This is a genomic window from Aeromonas sp. QDB25, assembly GCF_027707725.1.
Classification (GTDB): domain Bacteria; phylum Pseudomonadota; class Gammaproteobacteria; order Enterobacterales; family Aeromonadaceae; genus Aeromonas; species Aeromonas caviae.
Map to the genome: position 1 here is coordinate 1 of NZ_JAPCIZ010000103.1, position 10845 is coordinate 10845.

A 10845-nucleotide genomic window follows, 5' to 3' on the forward strand; every position below is an offset into this window, starting at 1 on the left:
GGTCAAATTGGCCAGGATGTAATAACATGCGCTCACACGGGTGTCCATCAACGATTTCGGTGATGAATACCAGAGAATTTATTCTTTCCGGGGGGGACTCGGCTTCAAGATCATGTCCCAGTTCACCGAGCGCTTTGATGCCAAGACCTACTACCTCTCTACCTGCTACCGCTGCGGCGGCGACATCCTGAAGGCCGCTGAGCGCATCATCACCACCAACCAGGGACGGATCCCCAAGGAGATGAAGGCGGCCGCCGACCACGCGGGCAACGTGACCATCATTCAAGCCGCAAACCGCGAGCTCTCCTATGAGAGCCTGGTTGAGAACATCACCCGCCACACCGGCAGCTGGGCAGTGCTGGCACGCACGGGTTTTCATCTGGACAAGATTGAGCTGCTACTGCACAGCCAAAAGATTGCTTGCCGGAGGACAGCGGGCCGCTCGATCTGGACCACCTCCACCGGAGATAGCTTGCTGCGGGTGTTCAGAATGATCCTCAACCAGAACGTGGATGACAGCGCTCATTACGCCCTGACCGCCCTGATGAAGTTACAGGGGGACGACCTCAACGAGTTCGAAAAGCGGGGAGCCATGAACATCTCGGCGGCCCTGTACCTGCTTCCCGAGAGCAAGGGGAAGCAGCTGCTGCAGGTGGTGACGACGGTCTTTGCCGACACCATCAACCCGGTCTTTATCAAGCGCAACATAACCCTCCTGACTGCAGCCATTGAGCAGCTGGTCGAGGAGAAGAAGAACCTCGCGATTGCACGGAGCATCCTCAAGATCTTGGAGGAGAGCACCGGCAGCTGGCACGAGCGGCTGACCATGTTTGTCGGCAGGCTGACGCCGACGCGGGAGAACAAGGAGCTCAAGCTGGAGCCTACCGTCGTGGTACTCACCACCCTGCACGGCTCGAAGGGGCTGGAGTGGGACAATGTGGCTATCGTGGACTGCAACGTGAAAAGCATCCCCAGTCCCAAGGTCGATACCGAAGAGGGGATCGAGGAAGAGCGCCGCCTGATGTATGTCGGGATGACGCGGGCTATTCATCGCCTCGAACTCCATACCCACGGGGAGCGGTCCCACTATCTCGATGAGCTGCTGCTGGACCGCCTGCTGCCGGTTAAATGGGTGCGCTATCTGGCCGATCCGAACGAACCGGGCTACGGTCCCTTTTCTGACATAAACGCTGCATGATGGCTTGACAGGGTAAAGTTGTGCAAATATGTTAGTCGTGAGGCTACCCTTTGCCCGCATACTCCGCCCTCTTGGGCCATCGGCTCCACCAGCTGTCGTCCTCCCAGGACATCAGCACTCATGTGAAGCCCCGCGCTTTGCGCTGTGACAGTGACCCCACTCCCCAAGCCTGCCGCTTTACGCTGCCACAGGGTTTGAAGGACTGGGGCTATTGTCATGCGTCGCACTTACCCTTGGTCACACAGACCAAGCCCGGTTTCCCCAATCGTGTTGAATAATCTTCTCAAGCATATATTGCTTGTTTAGTGCTTTCTTCACGCAAGTTTAAGCGTTCCTTGTCAATCAAACGCGGCGTCCTGTAATCGCAGTACGTGACAGTAACGAGTTGTTAGTGAAAACATCACAATGCACCTCGCTGCTTGCTTTAAGAGTCCGTTGCCCTCTCAAAACCGCAACACCTGCAGTACCCTTCCTTCTGGAACCATCGAAACCACATTAATCTCAGCGATACACTACTGTCGTCCTGCCTTGCGATGATGACTGCTCCGGCTTTCTCTCCCAAGGAAGTGTTGACCTCAGCTAAGTTCCGCTGATTGAGCTCTGTGTTATTTCGATACCACCCCCATCCCTTTCGGATATTCCCCCCCTTCTGGTCCTATATCTCCATCTAGGAACCCGGTCTTTCTAATGGTCTCTCTTTCTGGTTGCTTGTGACTTGCTCACTTCGCACACCCAGTCACGCTAGACCGTTCCAAATTCCAAAAAGCAAAGCAATACCTTACCACCCGGATTGTTCGTCGAGCCTTGTTCTCAGCGATACACTCCTGTAGTCCTGCCTCGTGGATTTAACTGCTTCGGCATTATTCCCGAGGAAGTGTTGACCTCAGATAAGTTCCGCTGATTGAGCACTGCAATACCAACCATCCATCCTTTTGGATACCCACTCGCTGAGTATTTCACTCATTGAGTAACCCACTAATACCTTTTGGTAATTAACGCCTTCTGGCAGGAGTTTTATATGAAAAAGCTGATGAAGAAGTTCGCAAAGATGTTCAGTAACAAGCATGTGCAACCGCTGGCTCCAATGTATGACGAGGGTTTTTATGACACTCCGAGTTACTTGCGTGCTAAGAAATAATGTGGAGGTTTTATGAGTATCATTCAACAAGCGTGGGATCTTGTGTCTTCTCGCGGTGGATGGTCTTCTGTATATACGCTTTATCCAAGCGTTATGCAGGCCGCCACAAAGTCTCAGGTGCCCTGCCCATTTACTGGCAAAGGCGATACTAAATTCAGGCTCTATAAAGATTGGGAAGATTCAGGCGCTGGTTTTCATAACGATCTCGGTCGTATTCCTAGTGGAATTGATATGATCATGCACCTTGAACCCTCCTGTGAAAATAACCCCGGTAAAGCTGCCAAGCACATCATCAAATTGCTCGGCGGTACAGTTGCTCCCACCCAGGTCAAACATGTTGTTTCCAACCGCGTTCCCATCCTCCACGAGGATGAGATAAAGAAGCGTGCTGGAACTCTGCGTGCCCTGATGAACAGTGCTCAGCCCTCCGCTGGTCACCGTCTCTACAAGAGTTACTGCGAAAGCCGTGGCATCCCTGCGATACCGTGCGCTGATCTGCTCGTTGCAACCAATGTTTACCACCGCGACGAACACGCCACCGTGTCTCGCAAAAACGCCATCCTTGGAGTCATGAGAAAGCCAGACGGTTCAGTTGCTACTGTCCATCGGCTCTATCTTGATGAAAACGGTCATGGCATCAAAGGCGCTCATCGCAAGATGATGTTGCCTCCTCCGTGCCAGAAAAAAGAACTGTTGGGCTCCGCCATTCGTCTCGCACCGACCCGTAAAGGACCGCGTGGGAACATCTTGGCACTCACCGAAGGCATCGAGACTGGACTTGCTGTAATGGCTGGCTCTGGACTCCCTACCTGGTCGTGTTACTCAACTGCTCTGCTTGAAGCCGTACAGATCCCCAAAGAAGTCGAGAAAGTGATCATATTCGCTGACTACGACTACAACGGTGGAGCTGGACTTGATTCTGCTGAAACACTGGCGGTCAGATTACGGCAAGAAGGCTTCTGTGTTCGGATCCTCGTTCCTATGGAACCCCCAGGATTCGACAAAGAAGGTAAGAAAGGCGTTGATTGGTTGGATGTCTATAACTGTTCACGTCGTGAGTTTGTTAAACAGGTACGCGAGTGCTTGTTGCTAGACCTCTGATTACCCCTTAGTTGAATTAAGCCCTTTGGCTATGACCCCCTCTCTGACTATTCGGCCAGAGATCCAAACCTTTTGGTTATGACAATGTCCCTTTCGGACAAGGAGATTTATATGAACGCTACTAACGTTGTTACTCTGGACCCTGTTGTTGTTGATACCCCAGTCTTCGGATTGGAAGCTGCAAATATCAGGTTGCCAGAGCTCGGAATTGCATTCCCAGCTATTCACTGCGCTAACCCAGGTAAATATGCCGGACTCGTTCCAGCTGCTCCGCTCAATTATGTGGTGCCAGCTATGGAGTGTAAGAAAGCATTGATCTGGGCCAGCTCTCCATCCATGAGACAGTCCCTGCTTCTGCGTGGTGAAACCGGTACAGGTAAAACTGAACTGGTCACTTACCTCGCTGCTCGACTTGGTATTCCGCTCGCACGAGTTGAATGCCACGGCTCGATGACTCCCGACATCCTTGATGGCGGCGTCAGATTACTTCCAAACCCGCAAGGCGATGGAGTGATTACGAAGTACGTTTTGTCAGACATCATGAAGATCTATCGTGATGGTGGCTGGATACTGTTTGACGAGGTCGATAAGGTCTCCGATGAAGTCACCAGTCGCTTACACGCAATCTGTGATGGCAAATCTGTCACCATACCTGAAACCGGTGAAGTGATTGATAAGCACCCAAACACTCGTGTGTGGGGCACTTCCAACACTATCGGTGATGGTACTTCAGTCAGGTATTTGTCCTCCCGTCCTCTCGACGCTGCGTTTCGCGCACGTTGGGCTGGAATAGAGGTTAAGTACCTTCCTGCATCTGAAGAGTTGAGAATGCTAGAAATGGCTTTCCCTCGCTTCAAAAAAGGCTTTTTGACCGCAATGGTTAGACTTGCCAATGAGTGTCGCGATGCGGCTCTCGGTCCTGAACGTGATGGGAATATTGACCGTCCTATGGACAGCATCTATAGCACCCGCGCTCAGCGCAACGTGCTGGAAGCTGCCATGGCGTTCGGTTCGAAAACTCCCCTCATCGAGGCTATCAACTTCGCCTACCGCGATATGTTGAGCCAAGCCGACCGTGAAGTGTTTGATGGCATCTGCCAGAGAATACTGGGTATGAACTTGTCTACAGACCTCACCACCACTGGTGATCTGAACAATACCCTCTAAGCAGTCTCCCCCCGGCAAGCCCCTCCTGTTGTGTCCCTCACATTAGTCAGCAATGGCTAGTGCGATTGATCACACCCAGGAATCGAAGCCCGCTGCAATGTTGCAACGTGTTTCACCCCCTGTTCTCTCGGACAGGTAAACCCCTACTCCAACGGACGATGCCCCATCAGTCAGACATGACTGATGAGATTTGGCACGTCCGGCGGATATGAAACCCCAGCGCTGTGCGCTCTCTATTCGCTCTGCGAAAAAGGAAGATCTTATGAACGATTCAATGGAAGTGTTGATGAAAGTTGGTTTTGCTCTGGTCCAAAGCCCCATCAAGCGTGGGTCTGACGGCAAGGCAACTCTGAAAGGTGCAGAAGCAGTGCTGAATGGCAACCACCTGAACGGTGATGCCATCAACGCTGGCTCCGTCGTCTGGTTCCCAGGTGACAAACTGCGCTTCAAGTCGACCGTGTATCACGCCATCGACCGGTTAATCCAGTCTTACGGCGTTGCATGGGGAGCAGGTACCTTGGTACCTCTCGCCAAACTGGATCAACTGATCCATGAGTTTGAGATAGAGAAGGGACGGTTCATGAATGAGGTTGATTTGCTTCAGCCGGTTTACGATCGCTTGATCGACGACCACAAGAGCAAACAACCTGCTGCAGTGCAGAGTGTTATTGATGCAGTGCGCTTGCCTTGGGATACCTTCCGGGCAACGTTCAAGATCCACATGCCGACTCCGTCGGTCTTCCAACCTCTCACTGACGACCTCAATGGTTGTGCCAATGAGATTGTCGACACGGCGATGGATGAAATATCCAAAGACGCGCAAGGCATGATCAATAAGCTGCTCGGTAAATCTCAGATCGACCCCAAGTCGATTAAGCCCATCAAACGGCTTGCTGAGAAGTGCAAAGACTTCGCGATACTGCACCCAGCTTTTGGGTCGTTTAGCGATGCCTTTGACACCCTGGCCGCCACGCTTGTCCCGCCCCTGGTTGGTGACAAGCAAATGAACGTGCTCGCATACCTCGGTGTGCTGGCAGACCCACAGGCAATCAATACCTGGATGACCAACAACCAGGCTGAAGTCGATGGCGATCTGCTTAACAGCATCTTCAATCCAGCAGGTACCACTTCGGTAGCACCTGCACCCGTGTTCACCCCGGCCACTGTTGCAGCACCAGCTGTAACGGTTGACGGTGGATACGATTGGGAATCCTTTGGGATTTAACTATGCCTTCTGGCCATCAACCCTCCTTAACCGGAGGGTTTTTTTTTCAAGGAATGAAATCATGAAAAAATTAAACCTGCGGGTTCTGAGCACCTTGGGTTCCACCGTTGGCGGAGCAAACACCAAGGTAGTAACTGGCCATGGCACCTACTGCCAACAAGTTGGCCATAACTGGGTGATCACGGTTGCCATCAACCAAAACATGACCGAACAGGACATGCTCTTGGTGGACGGCTACATCGACCATGAATGTGGTCATGTCCGCTTTACCGACTGGGACGTGGTGAAAGCCTCGTATGCTGCCGGTAGCACTGTGAAACACCTGACCAACATCCTTGAGGATATTCGGATCGAGGCTCTGATTGGTCTGCGCTACAAAGGCGCTGCCATCAACCTCAATCGCATGGTGCAGAAGCTGTGCGAAGGTGGCGATATGTGGTCTATGCCCTCCCAAGGCATGGGCCTGACCTCGCTGGTGTCCTGCTTCTACCTCTACGGTGGGCGCTATCACCTGCTCAAGCAGTTGGCCATGAAGGAGAGATCCGAACTGGCTTTCTCCCTGCTGCAAGGTCGCGTCAGCCCTGAGCTTCACGCGAAGTTCGTGGAAGGCTTTGTCCGGCTGAGCAAGATCAGTTCTTCCCAAGGCGCTCTCGTTTTGGCCCTCGACATTGTTGATTGGTTGAACGAGGCGAAAGAAGAGGAACAGCAGCATAAAGAGCAGCAACAGCAACAGCAACAGCAACAGCAACAGCAACAACAGCAGTCTGACTCTGAGGAATCGGAAGATGAAGGCGACGGTGCTGATGGTGACGCTGATGGCGATGCCGAAGGCGATGATGCTGAAGGTGAAACCGATGGTGATGCCGAAGGCGATGATGCTGAAGGTGATACCGATGGTGATGCCCAAGGCGATGCTGACAGTAAATCCGATGGTGATGCCCAAGGCGATGCTGACGGTGAATCCGATGGTGATGCCCAAGGCGATGCTGACGGTGAATCCGATGATGATGCCCAAGGCGATGCTGACGGTGAATCCAATGGTGATGCCCAAGGCGATGCCCAAGGCGAAGCTGACGGTGACGCAAGCGGTGACACTGACTCTCTGAACGGTACCGGCAACGGTCCGAGCGAGGGTGATACACCTGACCGTAACTGGTTCGACGATTGTGGTGACGAGATCATGCCGGAGGATATTTGCTCTGGTGTGGCCAAGCGCATGAACGCTCGATTCGAGGAAACGTATGAGCCCGGCACACTGGATCCCTTCGTGGATTCCATGGTGCTGACCCGCTACATGACCCCGAACAAGTGCCAGTACGAGATCAACCAACGTGCAGTGCAATCAGCTCAAACTTCATTGAAGAAATGGTGCGCGAGCTTTACCACCAGCAAAACCACTGCTCGTACCTCGGGCAGCAAGCTCAACGGGCGTCGGTTAGCTGGTATCCCTGCGGGCAATCTGCGGGTGTTTGAGCACAGTACCCGTGCAAAGACCCCCTCTGCTGCCGTGCAGATCATGCTGGACACCAGTGGATCCATGTGGCCTGTCACTCACCAACCGGCGGGTGTGGCCTGTGCCTCCCTGGTTAAAGCTCTGCAAGGTCTCAAGGACTTCGCGGTGTCTGTTATCCAGTTCAATGACGATGCAAACCTCGTTCATGACTGGGAGACCCGCGGACAGTTGAGCCAATTGTCCTGGCCAAATGGTTGCACAGAGACGGCGCAAGCCACCTTTGCTGCAATGGGAAATCTGGCTCACCGGAAGGAAGACACGAAGATCGTGTTCATCCTCACCGATGGCTATGGTGACCTGCGGGACGTCGTTCCTGCCGCACAAGAGCACGGCTGTGTGATTTGTGCCATTCGCTTTGGCGATGGTAACGAAATGCTGCACGGTCTGGCTCCTGAGCTCCAACCCTTCTGCGCTGACCTTGAACATCTCCCCGAGATGTTCGCTGAGGTTCTGCAGATGGTCATGGGCCGCAAGTAAACACGCCACCAGCCCACTACTCACCCCACCGGGTGCAGTCGTGGGCCTGGCGTCATTCCGTGACCCTCATCGGTCACACCCCCACTTAAGCACGCACCAGGCTGGTTCACCCTGAATCGGCCAATGCCTGCCTGTACCTCATCGCCATCCGGCGATACGACATTTCCCTTCTGGAATTACATGCCTTTTGGCAATGGAGCAATTCAATGAACACTACCGCACTGAAAACCGAAATTGGTGAGCTGGACTTCCCCGTAGCACCCTCCTTCGTGATGGACTTCGAGGATTTCATAGTCAAGCAAGAGGGCAATACCCTCAAGGTCGGCTATTTGGCTGACGATCTGGATGGTGAAGACCCGATGGTATGTTGCGATGGTCAGGGACACCTGTTCACCGCACACCGTCACGCACGAGACGAACACCCGCACATGCAAGAAGCGCTGGCTCTGGATGCCGACTGGCAGCCAGATTTGGAGCTGTTGAGCAACGGGGGCCCTGCCGAAGATGCGTTCCGTAAGGAATGGATACGGCAAGCCTCTATCCGGGCCGAATTTTGTGTTTGGGCTGAGTCCACCGGTCGCAAGACCGAATCCACAACCGCGTACCTCAAGCGCCGTGCTACCGCTTTCTGGAAGCAGCAGGCCGCTGGTGGGAGCGTGAGCGGGAAAGACCTCTGGGACTTCTCGTTCTCTTTGGAAGTGGCGACCGATGTGTGGAGTGATCTGGTTGCTCGCGGCGTCATTGGTAACCGTGACGCTGTATCACTCGATTGCTATGAGCACTCAGGCACGCTGTGGAGTATCAGTGGGACGCATAACAGCTGCCACTGGGATACCGCACGTAGGGCTGGAGTCTGGGTACCCGATGAGCTCGCTCTCGACAATATCAACCACAACGAGTCCATCTATGCCTTCGGCAACATCGAAGACATGGGTCGTGGCAAAGGATGGAAGGTAACAACGGGAGAGAGTGTGGAACCGGAGTTCGCTACCTGGGCAGATGCGTGGACTTGGCTCGTGAAGTTCGCCTCTGGCAAAACGGCTACCGCCGCCATGCTGGAGACTGGACGCGACCGGGCTCGGACTGCGCTGTGTCAAAACGTGCTCGATGAGTACAACGCTTATCTCGCTGGCGAATGCTATGGGATTGTCGTAGCGACGTTCGAAAACGTAGGCACCGAAGATGATCCTGAATGGGAAACGGGTGTGTCTGACGAGGTGTGGGGCTATATCGGGACAGATTGGGCAGTTCAAGCGCTCAATGCCGAGTTCCACTGAGGAGGGTGACATCATGCCGAGTAAAGCTGAGATCAGGGCCTGCCCTGATCTGATTGCCGACCTGGCGGTGGAACCTACCGCTTCTATGTCAGATTTCCTGGCCCGCTTACCGGCAGACTCTGATGACGTCGACATCGACATCATCACCGTTCTGCTGGAGCAACAGGACTACATCAACCAGTGCCGACAAAAGGTGATAGACGACATCGTTGCCAGAAACGGCGGCGATGCGTGTGGCCTGGAGTTGAGCCGTGGAGGAGATCGTGCAGACCTAGCCTGTGTGTTCCCCGAACCGCGCTATAACGGCGGCTATCGGCTCTCTTTCTACGACAGCCATGGCCCGCAAAGCCACATGTGTTACACCACCCCGGAAGAAGCTCTGAGAGACGCCATCTACATGGGCTATCGCACGCTTATTCCCGGCGAGCTTGATCGGCTCACTGAAACCAGTACCTGGCAACGGGGACTGGCCATGGTGACCGACCTGATGCGCCAACTCATGTCTAGCAGTACCTCAAAGGCTCACTGAGCCACCTAACGACCTTCTCGGTCATCACCGCCATTTTGGCATTTTGACGACGCAAGACACCTCACCTCGTGAGGTGCCTTTGTCGTGCATGGAGCACCCCTATGAGCAACTTCAAAGCCTACACCCTTGATAGCCAGACCAACTTTGTCTTCGAGGGTAATAACCAAGACTGCGAACAGTTCGTTACTTCGCTGGTAAAGCAAATGTCCGCCTCAGTACAAGGCTATGCGAATTTCGCTGTGCTTTGCGACGGTCAGATCGCTTTCACGCTGCGCTTCTATACCGCAGCTGGACAGCAAGCCTGCACTGTTAGAAATGTCGACGCCAAAACGCTGAAAAGCGAAGAGGAACGGGTAAACCGGGCGTATGCGCTCTTCTCGTATGCAGAAGAGTGCCGGATGAAGGGTCGTTACACTTTGGCTAATCGCGCTCTTAACGACGCGATGGCCTTTGTTGCAAGCCCTCTCTCCCACCCCAAAGCACGCACGCTGAGTAGCCAAGCTACTCGCCTGTTGGCTCAGGGTGTGGACGCTGTCTGTAAGATCCAGACCCCGCTGGCCGAAACGCTGGTGAGTTTGGAGCAGTTGGAAGTCATGGCTGATTTGGCTCGCATAGAGGGTGACCTCCTGGCGCTGCACTTCAAAGCCAAACACGACCTCTTCCAGGGGGATACCGATAGCCACGTAGTTCTGCTGGCCACTCGTGTAGCAAACCTGGTCATCGGCACACCCTACCGCCACAACCGTATCGCCAGCGAGATCCTTGCGCTCGGTGAGCGGTTGTTCGGCCATGTGTGGACTGCCGCTTTGATGTACGCATGACCCGCTTAGGGACCACACCTTCTTGGTTGGTCCCTAAGAAACTTTGGTTTCTGCCAACCCCTTTATGGAAATTCATGCCTTATGGCAAATGGAGATATTTATCATGGAACAGATCAACGCTATTGCCATCAAACACGCCGACTCCATTACGTCGCGTCAAATTGATTCCAACTGTGCAGTGCTTAATTCGACTTACGTGTTTGATATTGATTGTGGCCAATATTCCATCTCTTTCGACATGCTGCATGTCGATACCTACCAGTTTGATGCTGGCTGTACCCATACCTGCACTCATATACAGGACCTTAAGAAAACACTTCATTTGAAATTCCTTCTAAGGTCCTGTTCTGTATCGATTTTCGCTGCTTGGTTCGACGGGCATTTTTCGCCAAGTAAACG

At 53.5% G+C, this 10845-nt stretch carries 9 protein-coding genes; all 9 read left to right on the forward strand.

The annotated features are described in order from the left end of the window. Positions 1 to 112 precede the first annotated feature (112 nt). Positions 113 to 1198: a 3'-5' exonuclease gene (locus tag PG883_RS21225; protein ID WP_270808056.1), complete on the forward strand. Its 1086-nt coding sequence runs from the start codon at positions 113 to 115 to the stop codon at positions 1196 to 1198. A 1150-nt stretch (positions 1199 to 2348) separates the two neighbouring features. Next, complete coding sequence (locus PG883_RS21230; RefSeq protein ID WP_171865413.1) at positions 2349 to 3437, forward strand: toprim domain-containing protein; 1089 nt, start codon at positions 2349 to 2351, stop codon at positions 3435 to 3437. A gap of 111 nt (positions 3438 to 3548) precedes the next feature. Next, positions 3549 to 4604, forward strand: a complete 1056-nt coding sequence (locus tag PG883_RS21235; protein WP_161507894.1) for an AAA family ATPase — start codon at positions 3549 to 3551, stop codon at positions 4602 to 4604. Between the two features lie 262 nt (positions 4605 to 4866). Continuing rightward, positions 4867 to 5829, forward strand: a complete 963-nt coding sequence (locus PG883_RS21240; protein ID WP_161507895.1) for a DUF3150 domain-containing protein — start codon at positions 4867 to 4869, stop codon at positions 5827 to 5829. A 61-nt stretch (positions 5830 to 5890) separates the two neighbouring features. Continuing rightward, positions 5891 to 7819 (forward strand): VWA domain-containing protein, encoded by a 1929-nt coding sequence (locus tag PG883_RS21245; RefSeq protein ID WP_270808058.1) that lies wholly within the window; start codon positions 5891 to 5893, stop codon positions 7817 to 7819. A 206-nt stretch (positions 7820 to 8025) separates the two neighbouring features. Further along, entirely contained in the window at positions 8026 to 9096 is a 1071-nt protein-coding gene (locus PG883_RS21250; RefSeq protein WP_114523107.1) for a hypothetical protein, read from the forward strand. 13 nt (positions 9097 to 9109) lie between these two features. Beyond that, a complete protein-coding gene (locus PG883_RS21255; protein WP_161507897.1) occupies positions 9110 to 9625 on the forward strand; it encodes a hypothetical protein in 516 nt (171 codons plus the stop codon). 101 nt (positions 9626 to 9726) lie between these two features. After that, the gene (locus tag PG883_RS21260) at positions 9727 to 10446 is read left to right on the forward strand and encodes a hypothetical protein (RefSeq protein ID WP_171865415.1); all 720 of its coding nucleotides are present in this window, start codon (positions 9727 to 9729) and stop codon (positions 10444 to 10446) included. 103 nt (positions 10447 to 10549) lie between these two features. Beyond that, the coding region (locus tag PG883_RS21265; RefSeq protein ID WP_270808061.1) for a hypothetical protein at positions 10550 to 10845 on the forward strand (296 nt) is incomplete at its 3' end.